General features: G+C 65.8%; 16 protein-coding genes. 10 read left to right on the forward strand and 6 right to left on the reverse strand.

Going from position 1 to position 24,439, the window contains the following annotated elements:
- Window positions 1-7: 7 nt before the first annotated feature.
- Entirely contained in the window at window positions 8-1,831 is a 1,824-nt protein-coding gene (locus AB4Z32_RS19870) for a DEAD/DEAH box helicase (RefSeq protein ID WP_442123594.1), read from the reverse strand.
- 198 nt (window positions 1,832-2,029) lie between these two features.
- On the opposite strand from AB4Z32_RS19870, the gene AB4Z32_RS19875 reads away from it, so the two are divergent.
- The 3 genes from AB4Z32_RS19875 to AB4Z32_RS19885 all read left to right on the forward strand — a co-directional run bounded on the left by AB4Z32_RS19875 (window position 2,030) and on the right by AB4Z32_RS19885 (window position 4,191).
- Window positions 2,030-2,926 carry a LysR family transcriptional regulator gene (locus AB4Z32_RS19875; RefSeq protein WP_442123595.1) on the forward strand — a complete coding sequence of 299 codons (897 nt, stop codon included), beginning with the start codon at window positions 2,030-2,032 and terminating at the stop codon, window positions 2,924-2,926.
- Between the two features lie 90 nt (window positions 2,927-3,016).
- Window positions 3,017-3,778, forward strand: coding sequence for a carboxymuconolactone decarboxylase family protein (locus AB4Z32_RS19880; protein ID WP_442123596.1), 762 nt, complete (start codon window positions 3,017-3,019; stop codon window positions 3,776-3,778).
- A gap of 2 nt (window positions 3,779-3,780) precedes the next feature.
- Entirely contained in the window at window positions 3,781-4,191 is a 411-nt protein-coding gene (locus AB4Z32_RS19885; protein WP_442123597.1) for a (R)-mandelonitrile lyase, read from the forward strand.
- Here the strand turns inward: AB4Z32_RS19885 and AB4Z32_RS19890 are convergent.
- On the reverse strand, window positions 4,151-5,677 hold the full coding sequence (locus tag AB4Z32_RS19890) for a tryptophan halogenase family protein (protein ID WP_442123598.1): 1,527 nt from the start codon (window positions 5,675-5,677) through the stop codon (window positions 4,151-4,153). The two genes, AB4Z32_RS19885 and AB4Z32_RS19890, sit on opposite strands and share 41 nt — an antisense overlap.
- A gap of 90 nt (window positions 5,678-5,767) precedes the next feature.
- On the reverse strand, window positions 5,768-8,545 hold the full coding sequence (locus AB4Z32_RS19895) for a TonB-dependent receptor (RefSeq protein WP_442123599.1): 2,778 nt from the start codon (window positions 8,543-8,545) through the stop codon (window positions 5,768-5,770).
- Window positions 8,546-9,069: 524 nt separating this feature from the next.
- On the opposite strand from AB4Z32_RS19895, the gene AB4Z32_RS19900 reads away from it, so the two are divergent.
- Genes AB4Z32_RS19900 through AB4Z32_RS19910 form a run of 3 tightly spaced genes read left to right on the forward strand, consistent with a single transcriptional unit; the run spans window position 9,070 to window position 15,009 of the window.
- On the forward strand, window positions 9,070-10,950 hold the full coding sequence (locus AB4Z32_RS19900) for a glycoside hydrolase family 13 protein (RefSeq protein WP_442123600.1): 1,881 nt from the start codon (window positions 9,070-9,072) through the stop codon (window positions 10,948-10,950).
- Between the two features lie 19 nt (window positions 10,951-10,969).
- Window positions 10,970-13,900 carry an MGH1-like glycoside hydrolase domain-containing protein gene (locus AB4Z32_RS19905; RefSeq protein ID WP_442123601.1) on the forward strand — a complete coding sequence of 977 codons (2,931 nt, stop codon included), beginning with the start codon at window positions 10,970-10,972 and terminating at the stop codon, window positions 13,898-13,900.
- A gap of 11 nt (window positions 13,901-13,911) precedes the next feature.
- On the forward strand, window positions 13,912-15,009 hold the full coding sequence (locus tag AB4Z32_RS19910; RefSeq protein ID WP_442123602.1) for an alpha/beta hydrolase: 1,098 nt from the start codon (window positions 13,912-13,914) through the stop codon (window positions 15,007-15,009).
- 155 nt (window positions 15,010-15,164) lie between these two features.
- Here the strand turns inward: AB4Z32_RS19910 and AB4Z32_RS19915 are convergent, their stop codons facing one another.
- The 3 genes from AB4Z32_RS19915 to AB4Z32_RS19925 all read right to left on the reverse strand — a co-directional run bounded on the left by AB4Z32_RS19915 (window position 15,165) and on the right by AB4Z32_RS19925 (window position 17,703).
- Window positions 15,165-15,686 carry a GNAT family N-acetyltransferase gene (locus AB4Z32_RS19915; RefSeq protein ID WP_442123603.1) on the reverse strand — a complete coding sequence of 174 codons (522 nt, stop codon included), beginning with the start codon at window positions 15,684-15,686 and terminating at the stop codon, window positions 15,165-15,167.
- A 4-nt stretch (window positions 15,687-15,690) separates the two neighbouring features.
- The gene (locus AB4Z32_RS19920; protein ID WP_442123604.1) at window positions 15,691-16,221 is read right to left on the reverse strand and encodes a GNAT family N-acetyltransferase; all 531 of its coding nucleotides are present in this window, start codon (window positions 16,219-16,221) and stop codon (window positions 15,691-15,693) included.
- A 201-nt stretch (window positions 16,222-16,422) separates the two neighbouring features.
- Window positions 16,423-17,703, reverse strand: coding sequence for an amidohydrolase family protein (locus AB4Z32_RS19925; RefSeq protein ID WP_442123605.1), 1,281 nt, complete (start codon window positions 17,701-17,703; stop codon window positions 16,423-16,425).
- A 176-nt stretch (window positions 17,704-17,879) separates the two neighbouring features.
- On the opposite strand from AB4Z32_RS19925, the gene AB4Z32_RS19930 reads away from it, so the two are divergent.
- The 4 genes from AB4Z32_RS19930 to AB4Z32_RS19945 all read left to right on the forward strand — a co-directional run bounded on the left by AB4Z32_RS19930 (window position 17,880) and on the right by AB4Z32_RS19945 (window position 24,438).
- Window positions 17,880-18,620 (forward strand): phasin family protein, encoded by a 741-nt coding sequence (locus AB4Z32_RS19930; protein ID WP_442123606.1) that lies wholly within the window; start codon window positions 17,880-17,882, stop codon window positions 18,618-18,620.
- A gap of 74 nt (window positions 18,621-18,694) precedes the next feature.
- Window positions 18,695-20,446, forward strand: coding sequence for an ABC transporter ATP-binding protein (locus AB4Z32_RS19935; protein WP_442123607.1), 1,752 nt, complete (start codon window positions 18,695-18,697; stop codon window positions 20,444-20,446).
- Window positions 20,436-22,220, forward strand: coding sequence for an ABC transporter ATP-binding protein (locus tag AB4Z32_RS19940; RefSeq protein WP_442123608.1), 1,785 nt, complete (start codon window positions 20,436-20,438; stop codon window positions 22,218-22,220). Before AB4Z32_RS19935 ends, AB4Z32_RS19940 begins: the two co-directional genes overlap by 11 nt.
- A 157-nt stretch (window positions 22,221-22,377) precedes the next feature.
- Complete coding sequence (locus tag AB4Z32_RS19945) at window positions 22,378-24,438, forward strand: tetratricopeptide repeat-containing diguanylate cyclase (RefSeq protein ID WP_442123609.1); 2,061 nt, start codon at window positions 22,378-22,380, stop codon at window positions 24,436-24,438.
- Window position 24,439 lies beyond the last annotated feature (1 nt).

Genomic DNA, 24,439 nt, shown 5'->3' on the forward strand with positions numbered 1-24,439 from the left:
TGGTAACTCAGCCCTTCTTGTACGGCTTCTTCTCGCCAAACTTCTTCTTCGGCGCCGCCTTGATCGGCTCCTCGCCGTCACGCGTGATGTTCAGCTGGCGGCCCGCCACCCACACCTTCTGCAGGTGCTGCAGCAGGTCCTGCGGCAGGTCGGCCGGCATGTCGAGGGTCGAGTAGTCGTCGTAGATCTCGATGCGGCCGATTTCCTTCGACGGGATGCCGCCTTCGTTGGCGATCGCGCCGACGATATTGCCCGGCTTGACGCTGTTCGCGTGGCCGACTTCGATACGATAGGTCGCCATGCCCGGTTCCGGCGCGCGCATCACGCGCTCCTTCTTGAAGCTCTCGCGCGGCTGGGCGAAGCCTTCGCGCGTCGGGCGCGCGGGGCGCTCGTCGTTGCCGAAGTTTTCGCGGCCGAAGCTTTCACGGCCGGCGCGGGCCGGACGCGTATCTTCGCGCCATTCCGGGCGCGGCTCGCGCTCCTTCCACTCCGGCTTCGGCTCGCGGTCCGGCTTCTCCAGCAGCAGCGGCTCGTCGCCGCGGTTCAGCTTGGCCAGGGCGGCGGCGATGTCGATCGCCGGCACGTTCTGCTCGCGCTCATAGTCTTCGATCAGCTGGCGGAAGATCTCCAGGCCACCGGCGGCCAGGGCCTCGCCGATCTGGTCCTTGAACTTGGCGATGCGGACTTCGTTGACGGCCTTGATGGTCGGCAGGGTCAGCGGGGCGACCGGCTGGCGGGTGGCGCGCTCGATCGCCTTCAGCAGGCCGCGCTCGCGCGGGGTGATGAAGAGGATGGCGTCGCCGCTGCGGCCGGCGCGGCCGGTGCGGCCGATGCGGTGGGTGTAGCTTTCCGGATCGGACGGCACGTCGTAGTTGATCACGTGGGTGATGCGCTCGACGTCCAGGCCGCGCGCGGCGACGTCGGTGGCGACCAGGATGTCGATCTTGCCGTTCTTGAGCTGCTCGATGGTGCGCTCGCGCTGCTGCTGGGCCAGGTCGCCGTTGATGGCGGCGGCCGCGAAGCCGCGCGCCTGCAGCTTGGAGGCCAGCTCCTCGGTCCCGAGCTTGGTGCGGGCGAAGATGATCATGCCGTCGAAGGGCTCGGCTTCCAGGATGCGGGTCAGCGCCTCCAGCTTCTGCAGGCCGGCCACCAGCCAGTAGCGCTGGGTGATGTTGACCGCGGTGGTGGTCTTGGCGGCCACCGTCACTTCCTTCGGCTCGTTCAGGTAAGTGTTGGCGATGCGCTTGATCTGCGGCGGCATGGTGGCCGAGAACAGCGCGGTCTGGCGCGACTCCGGCGTCTCCTGCAGGATGCGCTCGACGTCGTCGATGAAGCCCATGCGCAGCATCTCGTCGGCCTCGTCCAGCACCAGGGTGGTCAGCTGGGACAGGTCGAGCGTGCCTTTGTCCAGGTGGTCGATGACGCGGCCCGGCGTACCGACCACGACTTGCGCGCCGCGGCGCAGCGCCGACAGCTGCGGACCGTAGGCCTGGCCGCCGTAGATCGGCAGCACGTGGAAGTTTTTCATGTGCGTGGCGTAGCTCTGGAAGGCTTCGGCCACCTGGATCGCCAGTTCGCGCGTGGGCGCCAGCACCAGCGCCTGCACGGCGGGGTTCTTGACGTCGATACGCGACAGGACCGGCAGCGCGAAGGCGGCAGTCTTGCCGGTGCCGGTCTGGGCCTGTCCCAGCACGTCGCGGCCTTCCATCAGGAGGGGAATGGTGGCGGCCTGGATCGGCGACGGCGTTTCGTAGCCGACGTCCTTCAGCGCCTTGAGGACGGGCGCGGGAAGGTTCAGGTCGGCAAACGTCGGGAGCGGGGTTTCATGCATGTAGGAAATTCTCTTAAAAATCGAAGGCAAACCTGCAGTTTACTCTTTCATGGCTTGCGAAGCGCGATTATTTACGTCGGGTGGGCGGCTTTTTCGCCGAAGTGCGCCCCGCAACAACGTTCGCGCCGCCCACGCGTGGACGGCAGATGCTTTACGATAATTCATCTCTTCGCGATCGAGCCGTCCACCCTAGCTGCCATGTCCCGTCCCGATTTCAACCACCTGCAAGCCTTCATCCTCGTCGCCCGCGAGCGCAGCTTCACGCGCGCCGCGGCCCAGCTGGGCGTGTCGCAGTCGGCGCTCAGCCACACGATCCGCGCGCTGGAATCGAAACTCGGCGTGCGCCTGCTGACCCGCACCACCCGCGGCGTGTCCCCGACCGAGGCCGGCGAAAAGCTGTACGCCTCGCTGGAGCCGCACTACGAGGGCATCGAAGCCGGGCTGGCGGCGCTGGGCGATGCGCGCGGCAAGCCGGCCGGCACCATCCGCATCACCACCCACGACCACGCGGCCGGCACCATCCTGTGGCCGAAGCTGTCGAAGGTCCTCGCCGATTATCCGGACCTCAGGGTCGAGATCAGCATCAACTACGGCCTGATCGACATCGTCGCCGAGCGCTTCGATGCCGGCGTGCGCCTAGGTGACCAGGTGGCCAAGGACATGATCGCCGTGCGCATCTCGCCGGACATGAAGCGGGCCGTGGTTGCCAGTCCCGCCTACCTGGCCGGACGGCCGCTGCCGCAAACGCCGCAGGACCTGACCCGCCACAACTGCATCAACCTTCGCCTGGCGACCCATGGCGGGCTGGCGCCGTGGGAATTCACCAGGGACGGCAAGCCGCTGCAGGTGCAGGTCGAGGGCCAGGCCATCTTCAATACCACGCCGCAGAAGCTGCAGGCGGCGCTGGACGGCGCCGGCCTGGCCACGCTGCCGGACGACATGGTGCTCGAACACGTCGCCGCCGGCCGCCTGCTGCGCGTGCTGGAAGACTGGTGTCCCACCTATCCCGGCTACCACCTCTACTATCCGAGCCGGCGGCAAGCGTCGCCGGCCTTTGCGCTGGTGGTCGACGCACTGCGTTATCGGGCGGATTAGTGAAATTTCTTCATATCGCTATTGAATAAGTAGCGACTACTCTCATGAGTCGGTGCTGGCTATAGTGACATTTTCAGCCAGGAGCCGCTCATGACGGCAAACAGCATCGCCCTGGCCGCCCTGCTCTGCTGCGCCCTCATGCAGCCCGACGGGCATGCCGCGCCGATCAAGAAGGAGAAATCCACGATGACACCCGCACTCGACCACTATACCCGGCACCTGCTACTCGGCGACCTGTGGCGGCGCCCCGGCCTGTCGGCGCGCGACCGCAGCATCGTCACCCTGTCGGTGCTGGTCGCGAAGAACCAGGCCCACGAACTGCCCTTCTACCTGAACCGCGCGCTCGACAGCGGCCTCGAGCCGGGCGAGATCGCCGAACTGATCGCCCACCTGGCCTTTTACTCGGGCTGGGCCAACGCCACCGCCGCCGATGCCGCCGCCGGCGCCGTGTTCGCGGAGCGGAAGATCGACATGGCCCAGCTGCCGCCGGCCAGGCCTGCACCGCTGCCGCTCGACGAAAAGGTGGAGGCGGCGCGCGCCAGGGGCGTCGAGGAAAACTTCGGCAAGGTGGCGCCGGGTGTCGTGCAGTACACGACCGAAGCCCTGTTCCGCGACTTGTGGCTGCGTCCCGGCCTGGCGCCGCGCGACCGCAGCCTGGTCACCGTCAGCGCGCTGGTCGCCAACGGCCAGGTCGCCCAGGTCACCTACCACCTCAACCGCGCCATGGACAACGGCCTCACCGAACAACAGGCCGCCGAGGCGCTGACCCAGCTCGCCTTCTACGCCGGCTGGCCGAACGTGTTCTCGGCCATGCCGGTCTTCAAGGACGTCTTCGCAAAACGAAAGGAATGATCATGCATCTCAAACGCGTCGGTTCCCAGCCCTCGATGAAGGGCCCGGAACAGTACTTTACCGGCACCGTCCGCATCGACCCGCTCAACAGCGCGCCCGAACCCTCGCGGGTGTCCTGCGCCAGCGTCACCTTCGAACCGGGGGCGCGCTCGGCCTGGCACACGCATCCGCTGGGCCAGACCCTGGTGGTGACCGCCGGCTGCGGCTGGACACAGTGCGAGGGAGAGGACATCGTCGAGATCCGCGCCGGCGACGTGGTCTGGTGTCCGCCCGGCCACAAGCACTGGCATGGCGCATCGACGACTACCTCGATGACGCACATCGCCATCCAGGAGGCGCTGGACGGCGTGAACGTGGTGTGGCTGGAGAAGGTCAGCGACGAGCAGTATCTGGCGGGGCCGCCGCAACGATAGCGGCGATGAAATCGTCGTGCGTCGGCATCACGTCGACGCACTTGCCGATCACCTGCTCGATATTCCCGAGGAAGCCGAGCAGGTCCTTCTCGTCCAGCAGGCCGGCCAGCGGATGGTGGCCGCGCGGGCGCACGCCCTGGCCGTGGAATACCTGCTGCCAGCCGACTTCCGTGAACAGCTCGTTGTTCTCGCGGATCACGCGGCCGTTCGACTTGTACAGCTCCAGCTTGCGGCGCAGGGTGTCCGGGATGTCCATGGTACGGCAATGGTCCCAGAACGGCGTGTCGCCGCGTTCGGTCGCGTGGTAGTGCAGGATGATGAAGTCGCGGATGCGCTCGACCTCGAATTCGCACTGGCGGTTGAATTCGTCGATGTCGGCCTGGTCGAAGCCGGTGTCCGGGAAGAAGTTCAGCAGGCGCGAGACGGTCGACTGGATCAGGTGAATGGACGTGGATTCCAGCGGCTCCAGGAAGCCGGACGAAAGGCCCACCGCGACCACGTTCTTGTTCCACACCTGCTTGCGCTTGCCGGCCGTGAAGCGCAGCATCCGCGGCTCGGCCAGGGCCTTGCCGTCCAGGTTCTTCATCAGGATGGAAGCGGCTTCGTCGTCGCTCATGAAGCGGCTCGCGTACACGTGGCCGTTGCCGGTGCGGTGCTGCAGGCCGATGCGCCATTGCCAGCCGGCCGGGCGCGCGGTGGCGCGCGTATAGGGCTGCAGCTTCCCGTTCGACTCGCAGGGCACGGCCCAGGCACGGTCGCAGGGCAGCCAGTGGCTCCAGTCCTCGAAGCCGGTCTTCAAGGTCTGTTCGATCAGCAGGCCGCGGAAGCCCGAGCAGTCGATGAACAGGTCGCCGCCGATCGCCAGGCCGTTCTCCATCACCACCGATTCGATGAAGCCATTGTCGTGCTGGCGCACCTCGACCACCTTGCCCTCGGACCGTACCACGCCGCGGCTCTCGGCAAACTTGCGCAGGTAGCGCGCGTACAAGCCCGCATCCAGGTGGAAGGCGTAGGGAATGTCGGCCAGCGGCGAATTCGGCATCTCGGGCTGCGGCCGCATGAACTTGCCGGCCCTGGCCGCCATGCGGTTGAGCGAGTAATGCTCGAGGTCGGGCGCCTTGCCGGCCTGCCAGGCGCGCAGCCAGTACTGGAAGAATTCGAGTGTCCACAAGGGCTGGCCGAGGACGCCGAAGCCGTGCATGTAGCGCTCGCCCGCCCTGCCCCAGTCGGCGAACTCGATGCCGAGCTTGAAGGTGGCCTTCGTCTCGCGCATGAATTCATCCTCGTTGATGCCGAGGGTGGTATTGAACAGGCGGATCATCGGGATCGTCGATTCGCCGACGCCGACGGTGGAGATCTCGTCCGATTCGATCAGGCGGATCGCGTACTTGCCGCGCAGGAGATGCGACAGCGAGGCGGCCGTCATCCAGCCGGCGGTGCCGCCGCCGACGATGACGATGTTCTTCAGGGGGGTCTCGGTTTTCATTGTTCTGCCAGCATATGGAAAAAGCCTCTTGCGCGGCGACGCCGGGCAAGAGGCTTTATATACGACCTATCGGCTCACGCCAACACAGGATTACAGCTTGTAGTTCAGACCGAACAGCACGGTACGGCCGAAGCGGGTGTCCTCGATGACGTTATCCTTGGTCTTGCGATAGCGGATGTAGTGCGCGTCGTTGAGGTTGTTCATCTCCAGCAGCAGGGACAGACCCTTCATCGGACCACTCTGGAACTCGTAGCCGAACTGCAGGTCCAGCACCTTCTCGCCCTGGATGTAGCTCAGTTCGCGGTCGCCGGTGTTGTTGGAGACTTCGCCGATGAAGTCCGAGCGGTAGCGCTCAGCCGCACGTGCCGAGAAGCCGTTCTTCTCGTAGTACAGGGTCAGGCTGGCGACGCGCTTGGACAGGCCCGGCAGGCCCATCGTGCCCGAACCGCCCTGGGCGATGTCCGGCAGGTTGACGGCGCTGGCGTTCTGCGAAGCGTTGGCCACCACGCCGAAACCGTCCAGGTAACGGGTCAGGGTGTTCAGCGGCAGCGATGCGGCCAGTTCGATACCCTTCAGGTTGCCGCCGTTGCCGTTCACCGGCGAGGTGAACAGGCCGATATTGGTCGGCGCCTTGACGGTGCTCGGCAGCAGGAAGGGCGTGAAGTCCACGGTGCGGGCAACGTTCACGACATAGGTATCGAGCTTCTTGTAGAACACCGCGGCGCTGACGTAGGCTTTGCTGTCCCAGTACTTCTCGTACGACAGGTCGACACCCTTGGCGCGGAACGGATCCAGCTTCGGATTGCCGCCGCTGCCGCTGTAGATGCCGCGGGTCGCGTCGAGGCCGAAGCTGCCGCTGGCGCGCATGTCGTTCAGGGTCGGACGGGCCATGATCTTGGCCAGGCCGAAGCGCAGGCTTTGCTGGTTGCCCAGGTCGCCGATCAGGTTCAGGCTCGGCAGGAAGTCGTTGTAGCTGGTGCCGTCGGAAACCGGTGCGGTCGGACGATTGGCATCGCTGGTGCCGCCGTTCTTGTCGACCGAGTACGCGGTCGAATCCTGCTTGGTGTGGATCATCTGCAGGCCGAGGGCGCCACGCAGCGGGATCGAACCGACTTGCGAGTCGATACCCAGCTTGGCGAAGGCGGTCGCGACTTTCTCGTTGACGATCCAGTCCTTGTTCCAGATGTCCGGGTGATCCTTGCGCTTCAGGTCATACAGGTTGCCGATGTTGGCGACCGGGTCGAAGGTCAGCACGTTGATGCCGCTGTCGCCGGCCATGGCCGCACCGCTGCCCGACGGGAACGCGATGCTGGCGTAGGGATTGCCGGCGCCGCCCTTCACGGACATCAGGTTCTCGGTGTACTCGCGGGTCTTCGAACGGCTCGACACGTTGACGCCGGTGGTCAGCTTGCTGAAGAACATACCTTCCGGCAGGTCGCGCGTAGCGTCCAGGCGGATCGCGTTGATCTTGTCGTAGTTATGCGGGAACTTGACGTAGCCGGCCTGGATGTCGGAGCCGCCCCAGCCCTGCGGGTCGGTCAGCTTGACGACATTGGTGTCGGCGTAGTTCAGGTTCGGCACGAAGGTGTGGCTGCCGGCGGTGAACTGGACGCTGGCCAGGTTGGTCGCGGCCGAGCTGCCATAGGTTTCGATGTTGGTGCCGGTGCGCTCCGCCGAGTTGAACGACAGGTCGAGGCTCGCGGTCCAGTCCTGGTTCAGGCGCAGCTTGTTGTTCCAGCCGATCGACTTGCTGGTGTCGCTCCATGCCACGGCGTCGTTGCGGACGACGGCGCGCACATTGTTGACGGTGCCGGCGGTGACGTTGTTGCCCGACAGGGTCGCGTTGACCAGCTGGCCCGGGCGGTCGTACAGCGGATTGCCCGGATTGTCGAACAGCGGCATCTGGATGCCGTGGGTGCGGGTGTCCTTGTTGTACTTGGTGTAGAACAGGTCGACGGTGCTGGTGAAGTCCTTGCTCGGACGGTACTGCACGACGCCCATGAAGCCGTTGCGGTCCTGCTCGTACTTGTCGGTCCAGGAGTTGAAGCCGTTGTACGGGACGTTGACGGTCTGGCCGTTGTAGGTGGTGGTGCCGTTGCCCCAGCCTTCGAAGCGGGTGGTATCGCCGCTCTTGCCCTGCAGGCGAGCGAAGCCGAAGGCCACGCCGATCTGGCGGTTCATGAACTGGTCGATGTACGAGAAGGTGAAGCGGTTGCCGTGGCCCTTTTCGTTATCCATGCCCAGGCCGGTCTTGTCGCGGCGGTAGTTGACCGCCATGACGCGCTTGTTGAAGTCCAGCGGGCGCACGGTCTGCAGGTCGACGGTGCCCGACAGGCCCTGGCCGACGAGGGCGCCGTCCGGGGTCTTGTAGATCACCACGCCCGACAGCAGCTCGGACGGGTACTGGTCGAATTCGACGCCGCGCGAGTCGCCGGTCGAGACTTGCTCGCGGCCGTTCAGCAGGCCGGTCGAGAAGTCCGGGGACATGCCGCGGATCGAGATGACGGATGCGTTGCCGTGGGCGTCGCGCTGGGCGGTCACGCCAGGCAGGCGGGCGATCGACTCGGCGATCGACTGGTCCGGCAGCTTGCCGATGTCTTCGGCCGAAATCGCTTCGACGATCGAGTCGTTGTTCTTCTTGACGGAGATGGCAGCCTCGATGCCGCGGCGGATACCCGTCACGGTCACGGTCGAGATGCCGGAATTGGTGGCGCCGGTAGCGGCAGCGTCCTGGCTGCTGGTCTCCTGCGCGAGCGCGGCATGACCGCTCAGGGCCATGAAGACGGCGCAGCCTGCTGCAACCGGGCTGAGCTTGAATGCAATGCTGCCCGGCACAGTGCGCGCCGCGCGCTTATTGATAAGGTTCATTTGTCCCCTCAAATCGTTCAAATCTATGTTTTTTCCCGAAAACACTAGCCGGAGAGCCATCACTACGGGAGCCAGAAGCAAACGTTCTTAGACGTTCTGCTAACGATTCTGTACTAAAACTAGATGCACTGTCAACGGAACTTGCCTTCGACTACGCGAATGTCGATTTTTTACGCGCTTTTCTTAGAGTGAGGCCATATATCGTTGTATTCGAGCTACAAAGCACGCATACAGACGATGTAGTCGTACTACAAACACATTACTTTGCACCAAGAATGTTTGATTTCGCACCAATTTGGTGCAAATTTCCGTAGTAGATTTTCAGCCTATGTCAAGACAGGTGCTCGGCGACACGTATGTATGCCTTAGAAATGGTGTAGCAAAACTAGAGGTTCAAATAATCACTGTCGTTGAAGACACATCTTTGCTGGTGTATTCTCTGGGCAATAATGCAATGCCGGCACACTTTCCAGGACGCTTGCGTCCGCCAGCCGATGTAGTTGCGCTACTTACGGAGACCTTTCATGCCCACCACCATCCGCCGCACCCTCGTCAGCTTCCTCATCGGTAACGCCTTCCTCGCCAGCGGCGCCGCGCGGGCCCAGGCGCCCGCCATCGACCACGTCGACCCGCCCTTCTGGTGGACCGGCATGCACGACCAGCGCCTGCAGTTGATGATCCACGGTCCGGCCATCGCCGACCTCGAGCCGGCGCTCGACTATGCGGGCGTGCGCATCGCCCAGGTGACGCGGGTCGCCAACCGCAACTACCTGTTCATCGACCTGGTCGTCGATAGCAAAGCCGTGCCGGGCAGCCTGCGCATCGACTTGCGCGGCAAGGGCGACGCGGCGGCGCGCAGCACCTCGTATGACTACCGCCTGCTGGCGCGCGAGAACGGCTCCGCCCAGCGCAAGGGCTTCGATACCAAGGATGCGATCTACCAGATCATGCCGGACCGCTTCGCCAACGGCGATCCCTCCAACGACAGCGTGGCCGGCATGGCCGACAAACTGGACCGCAAGCTGGGCCACGGCCGCCACGGCGGCGACATCCAGGGCATCATCGACCACCTCGACTACATCGCCGGCATGGGCTTCACCCAGCTGTGGCCGACGCCGCTGGTGGAGAACGACATGCCGGCCGCCTCCTACCACGGCTATGCCGCCACCGACCACTACAAGATCGACCCGCGCTACGGCAGCAACGAGGATTACCTGCGCCTGTCGAGGGAAGCGAAGAAGCACGGCATCGGCCTGATCCAGGACGTGGTGCTGTCCCACATCGGCAAGAACCACTGGTGGATGAAGGACCTGCCGACGCCGGACTGGATCAACCATGCCGGCAAGTTCGTCGCGACCCAGCACCACCGCACCGCCGTGCAGGATCCCTACGCCTCGAAGGAAGACGCCAGCAACTTCACCACCGGCTGGTTCAGCCCCGGCATGCCCGACATGAACCAGACCAATCCGCTGGTGGCCAATTACCTCATCCAGAACAATATCTGGTGGATCGAATACGCCGGCCTCTCCGGCCTGCGGATCGACACCTTCGGCTATTCCGACGGCGCCTTCCTGACCGAGTACACGAAGCGCCTGATGGCCGAGTACCCGCAGCTGAACATGGTGGGCGAGGAATGGAGCAGGCTGCCGGCCGTGGTCTCGCACTGGCAGCGCGGCAAGGTGAACTTCGACGGCTACGTCAGCCACATGCCGAGCATGATGGACTTCCCGCTGACGGAAGCCATGCGCAGCGCGCTTTCGGACGACAACAAATACAACAGGAACAGGTTCAGCGAGGTCTACGAGACCCTGTCGCTCGACTACCTGTATCCGGACCCGAGCCGCCTGGTGCTGTTCGAGGCCAACCACGACATGGCCCGCATCTACAGCGTCGTGGGCGAAGACTACGACCGCTACAAGATGGACATCGCCTTCGTGATGACGATGCCGCGCATCCCGCACTTCTATACCGGCGACGAGATCCTGATGACCAGCGCGACCAAGGAACGCGACGACAACAGCTACCGCCGCGATTTCCCCGGCGGCTGGGCCGGCGACAAGGTCAACGCCTTCACCGGCGCCGGCCTCACGCCGCGCCAGCGCGAGGCCCAGGACTTCGTGAAGAAGCTGGTCAACTGGCGCAAGAACAGCCCCGTCATCCATCACGGCAAGCTGATGCACTATGGGCCGGAGAACAATACCTATGTCTACTTCCGCTACGACGACAGCAAGAAGGTGATGGTGGCCTTCAATGCGAACGACAAGGAGACCGTGCTGGATGCGGGGCGCTTCCACGAGATGCTGTCGGGCGTGGCGTCCGGGCGCGATGTCCTGAGCGGGAAGACCTATTCCCTGAAGGACGAGATCAGGTTGCCGGCCAAATCGACCCTCATCCTGGAACTCTGACGTAGTGCCCGCCCTACCCATGAAGCCGACCATTCTTGCCATCGCCGCGGCCTTCGCCGCGCAAACCCTTCCCGCCATCGCCGCCGAAGCGCCGCCGCTGCGCTACGACATCTACGTCCGCGGAGCCTTCAACGGCTGGGGCACCGACAACCGGCTCGCCTACCAGGGCAAGGGCATCTACGAAACCGACATCCTGGTCAGCCCCGGCAACCACGCCTTCAAGATCGGCAGCAAGGACTGGAACGCCGAGTGGGTCGCGAATCCGTCGGCCAGCGTGGCGGTGGCGCCGGACAAGGCCTATCCGCTCGCCACCGAGGCCGGCCCCGAAGACTATCTGTTCACCAGGCAGACCGCGACCTTCCACTTCCGCGTCGACGCCTCCGATCCCGCCAGGCCGGTGCTGAGCGTCAGCCGCGTCGAGACGCCGTCCAGCGGACCGGCCGCCGATCCCCACGCCGGCGCCGGCGCGAGCGCATCGCTCAGCTTCCCGACCTGGGACGGCAAACAGGAGACGGCGCGCTTCTCGGTGAAGGATCCGCAGGCGCCGCTGCGCAGCTACGCGCACTCGACCACCATGCAGCTGCGCGATCCCGGTCCGCAATACCTGACATATCGGGAAGACCCGCTGCTTCCCCGCGTGCGCAGCGGGAACCTGGCCTTCGATGCCCTGTTCGCCCTGGCCGCCCACGAGATGCGCCAGGATTCCGTGCAGGAGATCCGCGACGGTAACTACAACGGCAACAACGCGATTCCCTGCGACTGCTTCGAGACCGGAGAAAAGTGGCACTACGTCTGGACCCGCGACCTGTCCTATGCGGCCGACCTCGGCCTGGCCATGCTCGACCCGCAGCGGGTGCGCAATTCCCTGCTCTTCAAGCTGTCCGGCTGGCGCGACGGCGTGCCGAAGGCGCCGCATATCGCCGGCACGCCGGACGGCCTGCAGATCGTGCAGGACACCGGCAGCGGCGGCAGCTGGCCGGTCAGCACCGACCGCATTACCTGGGCCTTCGCCGCCGAGGAAGTGCTGAAGTCGCTGCCGCCCGCCGAGCGCAAGGCCTTCGCGGCCACCGCCTTGAAGGCCCTGTCGAACACGATCGACAACGACCGCATCGCCGCCTTCGACAAGTCCACCGGCTTGTACACGGGCGAGGAATCCTTCCTCGACTGGCGCGACCAGAGCTACGCTTCGTGGATCCCGCAAGACCTGGCCTCGATGGCGAGTTCGAAGGCGCTGTCGACCAATGCCGGCCACTACAAGGCCCTGAGCTTGGCCGCCAGGCTGGCGCGCGAACAGGGAGATCCGACGCGTGCGGCACGCTACGAAGGCTGGGCCAAAGACCTGAAGCGCGCCGTCAACGCCCGCCTGTGGCTGGACGACGCCGGCATGTACAGCAGCCTCACCGCCGCCCATTTCGACGGCGCGCCGATGCACAAGTTCGACTGGCTGGGACAATCGCTCGCCATCCTCACCGGCATCGCCGACGACAAGCGCGCACGCCGCATCCTGGCCAGCTATCCGCACGGCCCGATGGGCGCGCCGGTGATCTGGCCGCAGCAGCTCGACATGCCGGTCTACCACAACCGCGCCATGTGGCCCTTCGTGACGGCGTATGGCCTGCGCGCCGCGGCAGCGGGCCGCAACGTGGCCGTCGCCGACGCCGCCTACGACTCGCTGATGCGCGGCGCGGCCCTGAACATGTCGAACATGGAGAACCTCGAGTGGCTGTCCGGCCAGCCGCTGCTGCTGGACGAAGCCCATACCAACCTGATCGGGCCGGTGATCAACTCGCGGCGCCAGCTGTGGTCCGTCGGCGCCTACCTGGGCATGGTGGTGCGCAACGTGTTCGGGGTCTCGACCACCAATGAGGGCATCGCCCTGCAGCCCTTCGTGACGGCCAGGCTGGGCGCCAAGTTGTTCGCCGCCGGCGATGCGGCTTCGCTGAACAACCTGCGCCTGCAGGGCCATGTGCTGGATGTGACCCTGCGCCTGCCCGCGCGCGCTGCGGCGGGCACGAACGGCGCGAACGGCGTATATACCGTCGAGCGCATCCTCCTGAACGGCAAGCCGGCCGGCAGCAGCATCCCGTGGGGCGCGCTGGCGGCGGACAACCGGATCGAGATCGTGCTCGGCAAACTGGAGACCGGCGAGCAGGCGATCCGGCGCGTGAACGCCGATCCCTATGTGGAGACGCCGGCCGTGTTCGGCCCGCACGAGCCGGTCATCGCCGACCTGAAGCGCGATGGCGCCGGCCATGCCGCGCTGACCATCCAGGCAAAGGACACCGGCAATGTGCGCTACAACGTCTACCGCGACGGCAAGCTGGTGGCCTCGAAGCTGCCGGCCGGCGCCTGGGTCGACGGCAAGGCCTCCGCCACCGCCTGCTATGCCGTCGAGGCGGAATTCACGGGCTCGGGCAACCGCAGCCACCACAGCCGGCCGCGCTGCATGGATGCCGGCGTCGAGATCCCGGCCACGGACAAGCGCGTGAGCGCGGACGTGGCGCTGGCTGCACCGAACGCCCGCTTCGACGAAGCCCGCCTGGCCGGCTGGGGCAAGCCGCAGGACCGCTTCAGCGTCAGGGACATCAAGGTGCCGGCGGCCGGCGACTACGTCGTGCAGGTCCGTTATCACAACGGCGCCAACCAGGTGAACCTGGGCATCAGCGGTGGCGTAAAATGGCTGACGGTCAAGGATGAGTCGGGCGCCATCGTCGCGCAGGGCGTGGTGCAGCTGCCGCACGCGCGCATCGAGAAGGCGCATACGCCGACGGTGTATTCGACGCCGCTGGCGGTGAAGCTGAAAGGGAACGGCGCCTACCGCGTCGAGATGAGCGACTTCTACAATATGAGCTACCTGCAGAGCAACAGCAGCTTCAGCGCGGCCGGCGGCCTCGATGGCCCATCCAACCGCTTCGACATCTATGGCGTGCGCCTGCTGCGCGTGCGCTGAACAGGAAAGCCATGAAACGAATCAGCATGAAGACGATGGCAGCGGCGGCAATGGCCGCGCTGCTGGCGCTGGCGGCCTCCCAGGCCGGCGCCACCACGGTGCGGGTGCACTACCCGGCCGGCAAGGAAGAGATCCACATCATCGGCGACAAGGGAGCGATGAGCTGGTCGAAGAGCGTGCCGGCCCAGCGGCCCGAGGGCCCGCTGAACGTCTGGACCTATACCTGGCCGGACGAGCTGGGCGAGGTGCAGATGAAGCCGACGCTGGGCACGGACAAGGTCTCGATCGGCGGCGCCTACAGGCTGCCGGCCGGCGCCACCGTCGACATCTATCCCTTCTTTGGCGCGCCCTTCGGCAAGGTGACGATCGTGAAGGACTTCGCCTCGCCCCAGCTGAAGAACAGCCGCTCGCTGCGCGTCTACCTGCCGCCCAGCTATGCGGAGAACCCGGCCAAGCGCTACCCGGTGCTCTACATGCACGACGGCCAGAACCTGTTCGACGCCAAGACCGCCTCCTTCGGCGTCGAATGGGGCGTCGACGAAACCATGAATCGCCTGGTGGCGATGGGCACGGTGGACGAGGTGATCGTGGTCGGCATCGACAACACGCCGGATCGCATCCCCGAGTACACGCCCTGCTGCGACCCGAAATACGGCGGCGGCAAGCTGGATGCCTACGGCGCCTTCATCGTCGACACCGTCAAGCCCTACATCGACCGGAGCTACCGCACGCTGCCGGGCAAGGCGAACACCGCGATCATGGGCTCCTCGCTGGGCGGCATCGCCTCGGTCGCGATCGCGCAGCGCTATCCGGACATCTTCTCGAAGGCGGGCGGCGTCTCCAGCTCCTTCTGGTGGAACAACGGCGCCCTCATCACCAAGCTGCCGGCGCGCGTGCCGGTCAAGTTCTACCTCGACGCCGGCACCCGGGACGACGGCCTCGACGACACGACCAGGATGGTCGAGGCCATGCGGGCCAAGGGCTACAAGGAGAGCGAGGACCTGATGTTCTTCAAGGCCGAAGGCGGGAAGCACAACGAGGCTTCCTGGGCGGCGCGGGTGGAGAAGCCGATTACGTGGTTCTTCCCTTGGGGGAGCACGAAGCAGTAACGTTACAACGTCGTTCCCGCGCCATGTAAACGTCGTCCCCGCGGAGGCGGGGACCCAAGTTCGTCGCGTATCACCAGCGTTTAACTTTGCACGTACTCACATAAACTTGGATCCCCGCCTTCGCGGGGACGACGGGTTTAAGCGCGGGAACGACGTTATAGTTCCAGGCTGTACAAATTACTCCCCGCATCGTCCGGCACCAGATGTGTAAAGTGCACGAAATTCATCCCCAGCTTGCGCAGCAAGCCGTTCGACGCCAGGTTGTTCGGTGAGGTAATCGCCAGCAGGCGCCGGATGCCGATGGTCGGCGCGTAGTCCAGCACGGCGCGCGCCGCTTCGAAGGCATAGCCCTGGCCGCGCCAGTCGGGCAGGTAGGCGTAGCCTATGTCGATCTCGTCCAGGGTGTCGCGCTTGATCAGGCCGCACATGCCGATGGCGACGTGCCCGTCCGGGCTCCCTTCTTCGTTCAATTCGACCATGTACAGCGAGTGGCCGCGCGTCTCCTGCATCGCGATCGGCCCGGCCAGCAGGGCCTGGCGCGCATCGTCGAGGCTGCGGATGCCGCGGTCGCCGATGTGCTCGATGAAGGCCGGGTCGTTGACCAGCGTGTAATAGAAGGCGGTGTCGTCGAGGTTTGCGGTGCGCAGCCGCAGGCGCGCGGTCCGAGCGATCTCCATGCGTTCAGTCTTCCTCCGGATGGTCCCAGCGGGCCGGGTCTTCCAGCAATTTGTACATCACATAGGCGTCGACATACCCCAGGCGGCGGTGCCGGTAAGCCTTGGGCAGGGTGCCGACGATCGAGAAGCCGAGCCGCTTCCACAGATTGATGGCCGGCGAATTGGTGCTGACCACGTAATTGAACTGCATCGCCAGGTAGCGCTGGCGGCGCGCCTCCTCGATGCTGTGCTCGCCCAACATGCGGCCGATGCCCACCCCCTGGGCGTTCGGGCTGACCATATAGGAGGCGTTGGCCACGTGGTCGCCGCGTCCGAGATGGTTGGGCTGCAGCTTGTACATCCCGAGTATGCGCTCGCCGCCCTTCACCGCCACGAAGGTCGTCGCACTGGGCGCGAACCAGTAGTCGTGACTGTCTTCACGGCTGGTGGCGGGACCATGGGCGAATGTCTCGCCGGTGGCGACATGCGCCTGGAAGATGGTCCACATGGCGCTGAAGTCGGCGTCGCGTGCTGGTCGAATCTGGATGTCTCTCACTGCAGGCCTGCTCGAATGTAACGAAAGCGCAAGATTCTAAACCGGGAATTGTCCGCACGGCTAGGGAAAAATGTAACCGCATTTACACAAAGAAACTGAATTACAGTAAGCAACTTTTTCCGAATTTCTAGGATGTTTGTTCGCCGTGTTTACCGATATTCTCCTGTGTTTACCTTGTATAGACATGGTTGACTAACATTCTTACTCCTTGCGTGTCAAACGGAAATTTACAACGCCTGGCCGGCCCGGCAGGCGCAGGCTGGCGCGTGCCGGCGGCGCTTCGCTGACGATCTGTCCGCGGCGCAATACCAGGCGGCGCGCAGCGCGCAGGCGGATCGCCTCGGCCGGGCTGCCGGCGTCGAGCAGCACCAGGTCCGCGTGGCAGCCGGGGGCGATACCATAGTCACGCAGGCCGAGGATGCGCGCAGGCGTTTCCGTCACCGCCTGGAAGCATTGGCGCATCGCGGCCTGGCCCGTCATCTGGGCCACGTGCAGGCCCATGTGGGCCACCTCCAGCATGTCGCCGGAACCGAGGCCGTACCAGGGGTCCATCACGCAATCGTGGCCGAAGGCAACCGGCACCCCGGCCGCCAGCAGCTCCGGCACGCGGGTCATGCCGCGCCGCTTCGGATAGGTATCGTGGCGGCCCTGCAGGGTGATGTTGATGAGCGGGTTCGCGATCGCCGCCACGCCGGATTCGGCAATCAGGGGCAGCAGCTTGCTGACATAGTAGTTGTCCATCGAATGCATCGAGGTCAGGTGGGAGCCGGTCACCCTGCCCTGCAGCCCCAGGCGCTGGGTCTCGAAGGCCAGGGTCTCGATGTGGCGCGACAGCGGATCGTCGGTCTCGTCGCAGTGCATGTCGACCATCAGCCCCTGCCTAGCTGCGAACTCGCACAGCAGGCGCACCGATTCCGCGCCCTGCGCCATGGTGCGCTCGAAGTGCGGGATGCCGCCGACCACGTCCACGCCCATGGCGATCGCACGTTTCAGGTTGTCGAAGGCGCCGGGGCTGCGCAGCAGGCCGTCCTGCGGGAAGGCGACCAGCTGCAGGTCGATGTAAGGCGCCACGCGCCGCTTCACCTCGAGCAGGGCCTCGACCGCCAGCAGCCGGTCATCGCAGACGTCGACGTGGGTGCGGATCGCCAGCAGGCCGCGCGCCACCGCCCAGTCGCAGTAGCGCATCGCGCGTTCGATCAGGTCTTCCTGCAGCAGTTGCGGTTTCAGTTCACCCCACAGCGCGATCCCTTCGAGCAGGGTGCCGGACTCGTTCACGCGCGGCAGGCCGTAGCTGAGGGTGGCGTCCATGTGGAAGTGGGCGTCGACGAAGGGCGGGCTCACCAGGTCGCCGCCGGCGTCGATCTCGCGCCTGCCTGTCAGCGCCAGTTGCGGGCCGACCTCGGCGATGCGTTCGCCGTCGATGGCGATGTCCATGGAATGGCGGCCATCGGCCAGGGTGGCGTTGCGGATAACTAAGTCCATATACGGTCTCCCGATGAGGTAATTGATTGTACTGTCAATGATCTGGATTAAGAAACTATGCTGCGACGCAAGATTTCCTTGCAAAAACAACACAAAATACTTCTTTCCAACACTACCGAACAGCTTTACACTAGGCTTTATTGCAGTGCGTCATAACTGAATAAAAAGGGATCCAGATGACTCCATTTTCCGACCAGTTGTCCGCCGTCCGCCAGGCTCAATGGGAAGCCCAGCTCGACTTGTTCCGCAAGCTTACTGCCCGTGCGCTCGACAGTGCCGGCCAGATCGCCGCGCTCAACGTGCGCACCTCGCGCGCATCGATCGAACAGGCGGCCGGCACCGTGAAGCACCTGCTCGAAGCGCGCGAACCGCGCGACCTGATGGCCCTTGGCGCCGACGCCCAAGGGCAATGGCATACCCTGTTCTCCTACGGCCGCGAACTGTTCGGCCTCGCCGTCGGCGCACGTGCGCTGCCGGCCACCATCCCGCTGCTGGCCACGCCGGCGCCGACCGCCAACGTCCCGACCAGCTACTCGCAGATCATGGAACAGGCCTCGATCGCCACCGCCGATGCGGCCACCATCACCAGCGAGATCGCCGCCGCGGCCGTGGACATCGGCGCCGCGCATGCCGAAGCCGCGCTCGATGCCGCCCAGCCGAAAGCCGCGCCCGCCGACGCCCGGCTGGCCCAGGCCGAAGCCGCCATCGAGACCGCCATCGCCGACGACCTCCCGCCGGCCGAGCCGAAGCCGCTGGCCAAGGCACTGCACGAGGTCTCGCCCATGCCGGCCGGCGCCGAGCATCCGCTCGCCTCCACCGTGCCGCTGGAAGCACAAGCGAAGGTCGAACTGCCGCCGGTGACGCCGCCGGAAAGCATCGCCCCGGCCAGGCCGCCGCGCAACTCGCGCAGGAAGTAGGCAGCCAGGGCAGGCCCCTGCCAAAAATAGTACAGTAGCGGTCCTCGCAACAAGAACGAATAACGGGACACGCAATGGGTTTGGCAAGGCTGATCGGCGGCTTCGTACGCCGGCACTGGCGTTCGTATGCGTCGTCGGCGGTGATGCTGTTCGGCGTCGCCCTGTGCTCGGTGCTGGTGCCGCGCAAGGTCGGCGCCACCATCGACGCCCTGGCGGCGCACCGCATCCAGGGACAGGAACTCACGATCCAGCTGCTGCAGCTGCTCGGCCTCGGGCTGGCGATCTACGTCCTGCGCGTGGCCTGGCGGCTGCGCCTGTACTCCGCCGCCTACCGCCTCGGGGTCGAGCTGCGCACCAGGCTGTATGCGCGGCTGTCGGCACAGGGCCCGGCCTTCTACCAACGCCAGCGCACCGGCGACCTGATGGCGCTCGCCACCAACGACGTCGACGCCATCGAGCAGGCCGCCGGCGAGGCGATGCTGGCCGGCTTCGACGGCACCCTCACCCTGGTCATGGTGTTGGGGATCATGTTCCTCGGCGTAGACTGGCGCCTGACCCTGATCGCCCTGCTGCCCTTCCCGCTGATGGCGCTGGCCTTCTGGCGCATCTCGAGCCACATCCACACCGCGTCCAGCGATTCGCTGAAGCGCTTTTCCGCCCTCAACGACCACGTGCAGGAAACCCTGAGCGGCGTGCGCACCCTGCGCGCCCTCGGCCTGGAACAGCGCAGCGCAAAGCAGTTCGGCGAACTGGCCGCGCGCGCCGCCGACGCCAGCCTGGCGGCCCAGAAATGGGAAGCGGCCTACGAGCCGGCGGTGGGCCTGACCCTGACCGCGGCCACCGGCCTGACCCTCGGCCTGGGCGGCTACCTGGTGTGGAACGACCAGCTCACCATCGGTTCGCTGACCAGCTTCACGATGTACCTGGGCCAGCTGATCTGGCCGATGTTCGCGGCCGGCTGGGTGCTGTCGCTGATCGAGCGCGGACGCGCCGCCCTGGCGCGCCTGCAGCCGCTGCTGGATGCGCCGCTCACGGTCGACGACCACGGCACCGTCGACGTGCTGGCGCGCGGGCCGCTGGTGCTGCGCAATGTGAGCTTTGCCTACACAGGACAAGAGAAGCCGGCGCTGAAGCAGGTGTCGGTCAGCCTGGCGCCGGGGCAGACCCTGGGCCTGGTCGGCCCCACCGGCGCCGGCAAGTCGACCCTGCTGCGGGTGCTGCTGCGCCAGGCCGAGCCCCAGCACGGCACGGTCACCTGGGGCGGCCACGCGCTGGACGAATACCTGCTTGCCACCCTGCGTTCCGGGATCAGCTGGGTGCCGCAGGAATCCTTCCTGTTCTCGGCCTCCATCGCCGAGAACATCGCACTGGCACGTCCGAGCGCCTCGCGCGCCGCGATCGAGCAGGCGGCGAAGATGGCCGACATCCACGACGACATCCTGCGCTTCCCGGACGGCTACGACACCCCGGTCGGCGAAAAAGGCATCACCCTGTCCGGCGGCCAGCGCCAGCGCGTGGCGATCGCGCGCTCGCTGCTGGCGCAAAGCCCGCTGCTGCTGCTCGACGATGCCCTGTCGGCGGTGGACACCGGCACCGAGACCCGTATCCTCGAACACCTCGACGAACTGCGCGCGAATCGCCCGGAACTGTCGGCGGTGATCGCCAGCCACCGCCTGTCGGCCGTGGTGAAGGCCGATCTCATCATCGTGCTGAAGGATGGCCGCATCGTCGAATCCGGCACCCACGAGTCCTTGCTCGCCGAAGACGGCTGGTACGCCAGCCAGTGGCGCTATCAACAACTGGAGGCGAGCCTCGATGTTCAATAAAAATACCCAGGCGAAGCAGGCGGCCGGCCTGCTGCGCCGCGCCGCGCATCCGGACCGCGCCCACCTGGTCTGGGCCACCGGCTGGCTGATCCTGGCCGCCGGCCTCGAAGTGCTCGGCCCCCTGCTGGGCAAGAAGCTGATCGACGAACACCTGCTGCCCCATCATCTCGACTGGACCCGCATGGCACTGCTGCTGGGCGGCGTGCTGGTCACCGGCTGGGCCGCGTCCTGGATCCGCTTCCTGCAGCTGGTGCGCCTGTCCGGCCTGGCGATGCGCTCGGTGCAGCGCCTGCGCGAATGGGTGTACGGCCACGTGCTGCGCCTGCCGATGGCCTTCTTCGACCGCGCCATCACCGGCCAGCTGGTGAGCCGCGTGACCAACGACACCGAGGCGGTGAAGACCCTGTATATCCAGGTGCTGTTCGTGATCCTCGACAGTAGCATCGTGCTGGTCGGGACCTCGATCGCGATGGCCTGGCTCGACTGGCACCTGATGCTGATCGTGCTGGCCCTGCTGCCGGCCGTGCTGGGCATCATCTGGCTGTACCAGCGCCTTTCCGCGCCGGCCGTCACCCGCGCCCGCGCCCTGCGCAGCGACATCAACGCCCAGATGGCGGAATCGATCGGCGGCATGAGCGTGCTGCAGGCGAACAATGCCCAGCACCGCTTCGGCGAGCGCTTCGCCGCCACCAACGACCAGCACTACACGGCGCGCGTGGCCGAGCTGCGCGCCAATGCCTTCCTGCTGCGCCCCGCCCTCGACTTCCTCAACGTGATCCTGCTGGCGGTGGTGATCTTCAGCTTCGGCCGCCAGAGCATGGGCGCGGTCGAGGTCGGGGTGCTGTACGCCTTCATCAGCTATATCGCGCGGGTGGTCGAGCCGCTCATCCAGATCACGATGCAGTTCAGCGGCCTGCAGCAGGCGGTGGTGGCGACCGCGCGCGTGGCGGCCCTGCTGGACGAGACGAACGCACCCGAACACGGCAGGCGTACGGGCAGCGGCGGCCGTCCGGCCGATGGTCCGGCGAATATCGATCCGCATGCGCCGGCGGTACAGGTGCGCGACCTGAGCTTCGCCTACGTCGAAGGCCAGACCGTGCTGCACCACCTGTCGCTCGAGATCCCGCAGGGCGCCTTCTTCGGCATCGTCGGCCATACCGGCAGCGGCAAGTCGACCCTGCTGTCGCTGCTGCTGCGCTACTACCCGGTACGGAACGGCAGCATCGAGATCCATGGCGAGCCGCTGGCCGCCATCGACAACGAACGCTTCCGCAGCGAGGTCGGGCTGGTGCCGCAGGATCCCTTCCTGCTGGCGGCGTCGGCGCGCGAGAACATCGACATGGGGCGCGGACTCTCCAATGAGGCGATCGAGACCGCGGCGCGCGCCGCCCATGCCCACGACTTCATCGTGGCGCTCGAACAGGGCTACGACACGCCGCTGGGCGAAGGCGGCTCGCGCCTGTCGTCCGGCCAGAAGCAGCTGATCGCGATCGCGCGCGCCCTGGCCGGAAAGCCGCGCATCCTGCTGCTGGACGAAGCGACCTCGCGCATCGACAGCCAGACCGAGCAGATCGTGCAGCAGGCCGTGGTCGGGCTGCGCGGCAAGGTGACCGTGATCGCCATCGCGCACCGCCTGTCGACCATCCGCGACGCCGACCGCATCATCGTGCTGAACCATGGCCGCATCAGCGAAGCCGGCAGCCATGAGGCGCTGATGCGCATCGAAGGCGGCCTGTACCAGCGCCTCTACCTGCTGCAGCAGCTGGCGGTTTGAACAAGGGGATAGCGCCTGTCTATACAGCCCATGAGCCGATGGAATACATATGTAGCTTTTTCGCATATGCCCGGGAAAATATGTATTTCTTTGTAGCAAGCGGCGTACAATGACCGGCTGAGTCCCGCACGGGACGACCGTCACGCCCTGAGGAACTATGTTGGCAGGCCACCATCGTGGATCGCATCACCGGCGCAGCCTCGGGCTGCTGGCGGCGCTATTCCTGGCATCCAGCCTCGCCTTCGCCGACGCTCCCGCGCCGCTGGCCCAGCGCCTTGCCGCGCTCCAGGACGTGGGCCGCTTCGTTCCGCAGCGCGCCCTGCCGCAGCTGATGAAACTGGAACGGGAAAGCCGCGCCGCGCCGCTGGCCGAGAAAGCCGCCTTCCTCGACCTTGCCTGCAAGACGCACAACAGCCTGGGCCAGAACGACGTCGCCGACAGGCTGTGCGACGAGCTGATCCAGCTCGGCCAGCAGCATGCCGACAACACGATCACCGCGCGCGGCCTGCTGGCCAAGGGCTATGTGCAGTTCTCGATGAACGAACTGGCCCTGTCCCACCAGTTGATCTGGCAGGCGGAAAAGCTGGCTGCCGGCAGCCGCGACATGGACCTGCGGGTGCGCGTCACCATCTCTTCCGGCCAGTCCTTCGGCGAGGACGGCAACTTCCCGATGGCGCTGACCAGGCTGCAGGCTGCGGCCAACCTCTCACGCGAGAGCGGCCAGCCGATGCTGATGGTGATCGCCTACAACTCGCTGGCCAATCTGTACGACCAGATGCGCGAATACGAAAAAGGCTTCGACGCGCTAAAGGAGGCTTACCGCGCCGCGGAGAGCATCGACTCCCCGGGGCGCCTGGCGACGCTCAAGATTACCGAGTACGCGCTGTCGATGGACTCCGGCCAGACCCGGCGCGGACTGAAGGCCCTGCTGGAGGCGGTGGAACTGGAGCGCAAGATCGGCGCCGGCCCGATGGTCGCGACCGCGCTGGTCAATCTCTCCGACTTCTACCTGAAGGAGAAGGATTATCGTAATGTCCTCTCCTACGGCCAGCAGGCGCTGGAACAGGCGCGCCTGATCAATAAAGAAAGCTCGATGGCGACGGCGCGCGTGAACATCGGCCAGGCCTACCTGGCCCTCGGCCGCCTGGCCGAAGGCAAGCAGAGCATCGAAGAAGGCATGGCCTGGTACGAGAAGTCGGGCGACAAGCCGCAGCTGCAATCCGTGCTGGCTGAATACGGCGACGCGCTGGAGCGCGCCGGCGACCTGCCCGGCGCCCTGAATGCCTACCATCGCGAGCGCACCCTGTCGAACGAGCTGTTCGAAAAGCGGCGCCAGAAGGCGGTGATGGAGCTGCAGGAAAAGTACGAGGCCGACAAGGCCAAGCGCCAGATCGAGCTGCTGCGCCAGGAAAACCAGGTCAAGACCACCGAGATCGACAACCGCCGCCTGCAGCAGCGCGTGTGGTGGCTGCTGGCGCTGGTATTCGCGCTGTCCTCGGTGATCGTCTACTTCTTCTACCGCAAGGTACGCCAGGCCAACGCCCAGCTCGAAGAAAAGAACCTGGAACTCAAGCAGCAGAGCGCACGCGATCCGCTGACCGCCCTGTACAACCGCCGCCACTTCCAGGAATTCATGCGCGGCCAGCAGGAGATTGCCCCGTCCTCCGCGAACGACGAGATGGTCAGCGCGATGTACCTGATGGACGTCGACCACTTCAAGCACATCAACGACACCTACGGCCACGGTGCCGGCGATGCGGTGCTGCGCGAGATTTCCGACGCCCTGCGCGAGATCCTGCGCGAGACCGACATGATCGTGCGCTGGGGCGGCGAGGAATTCCTGGCCTTCCTGCCGGCGGTACCACGCGGCAGCCTGGACGATGTGGCGCGCCGCCTGCTGAGCGGCATCCCGGCCCGCACCATCGACTACCAGGGCATCCAGCTGTCGGTGAACGTCTCGATCGGCTTCGCGCCCTTCCCGCTGGCGCCGGGCGGCAAGTCGATGTCCTGGGAACGCGCCGTCAACCTGGTCGACATGGCGCTCTACCTGGCCAAGGGCCACGGCCGCAACCGCGCCTACGGCGTGCAGGGCTTCGCCCACGAGACCGGCATGAGCATGGAGCAGATCGAGCAGGACATCGAGGCTGCGTGGCGCGCCGGCAGCGTCGAGCTGTCTGTGGTGCAGGGCAACTGGCCGGAGCTGCGGGCGGTTTCCTGAG

It is taken from the genome of Massilia sp. 2TAF26 (assembly GCF_052115005.1).
Classification (GTDB): Bacteria; Pseudomonadota; Gammaproteobacteria; order Burkholderiales; family Burkholderiaceae_D; genus Telluria.

What these genes read in the sequence shown, in the direction of transcription:
- AB4Z32_RS19870 (WP_442123594.1), bottom strand. Translation starts at nt 1,831, where the DNA reads ATGCATGAAACCCCGCTCCCGACGTTTGCCGACCTGAACCTTCCCGCG.
- AB4Z32_RS19875 (WP_442123595.1), top strand. Translation starts at nt 2,030, where the DNA reads ATGTCCCGTCCCGATTTCAACCACCTGCAAGCCTTCATCCTCGTCGCC.
- AB4Z32_RS19880 (WP_442123596.1), top strand. Translation starts at nt 3,017, where the DNA reads ATGACGGCAAACAGCATCGCCCTGGCCGCCCTGCTCTGCTGCGCCCTC.
- AB4Z32_RS19885 (WP_442123597.1), top strand. Translation starts at nt 3,781, where the DNA reads ATGCATCTCAAACGCGTCGGTTCCCAGCCCTCGATGAAGGGCCCGGAA.
- AB4Z32_RS19890 (WP_442123598.1), bottom strand. Translation starts at nt 5,677, where the DNA reads ATGAAAACCGAGACCCCCCTGAAGAACATCGTCATCGTCGGCGGCGGC.
- AB4Z32_RS19895 (WP_442123599.1), bottom strand. Translation starts at nt 8,545, where the DNA reads ATGAACCTTATCAATAAGCGCGCGGCGCGCACTGTGCCGGGCAGCATT.
- AB4Z32_RS19900 (WP_442123600.1), top strand. Translation starts at nt 9,070, where the DNA reads ATGCCCACCACCATCCGCCGCACCCTCGTCAGCTTCCTCATCGGTAAC.
- AB4Z32_RS19905 (WP_442123601.1), top strand. Translation starts at nt 10,970, where the DNA reads ATGAAGCCGACCATTCTTGCCATCGCCGCGGCCTTCGCCGCGCAAACC.
- AB4Z32_RS19910 (WP_442123602.1), top strand. Translation starts at nt 13,912, where the DNA reads ATGAAACGAATCAGCATGAAGACGATGGCAGCGGCGGCAATGGCCGCG.
- AB4Z32_RS19915 (WP_442123603.1), bottom strand. Translation starts at nt 15,686, where the DNA reads ATGGAGATCGCTCGGACCGCGCGCCTGCGGCTGCGCACCGCAAACCTC.
- AB4Z32_RS19925 (WP_442123605.1), bottom strand. Translation starts at nt 17,703, where the DNA reads ATGGACTTAGTTATCCGCAACGCCACCCTGGCCGATGGCCGCCATTCC.
- AB4Z32_RS19930 (WP_442123606.1), top strand. Translation starts at nt 17,880, where the DNA reads ATGACTCCATTTTCCGACCAGTTGTCCGCCGTCCGCCAGGCTCAATGG.
- AB4Z32_RS19935 (WP_442123607.1), top strand. Translation starts at nt 18,695, where the DNA reads ATGGGTTTGGCAAGGCTGATCGGCGGCTTCGTACGCCGGCACTGGCGT.
- AB4Z32_RS19940 (WP_442123608.1), top strand. Translation starts at nt 20,436, where the DNA reads ATGTTCAATAAAAATACCCAGGCGAAGCAGGCGGCCGGCCTGCTGCGC.
- AB4Z32_RS19945 (WP_442123609.1), top strand. Translation starts at nt 22,378, where the DNA reads ATGTTGGCAGGCCACCATCGTGGATCGCATCACCGGCGCAGCCTCGGG.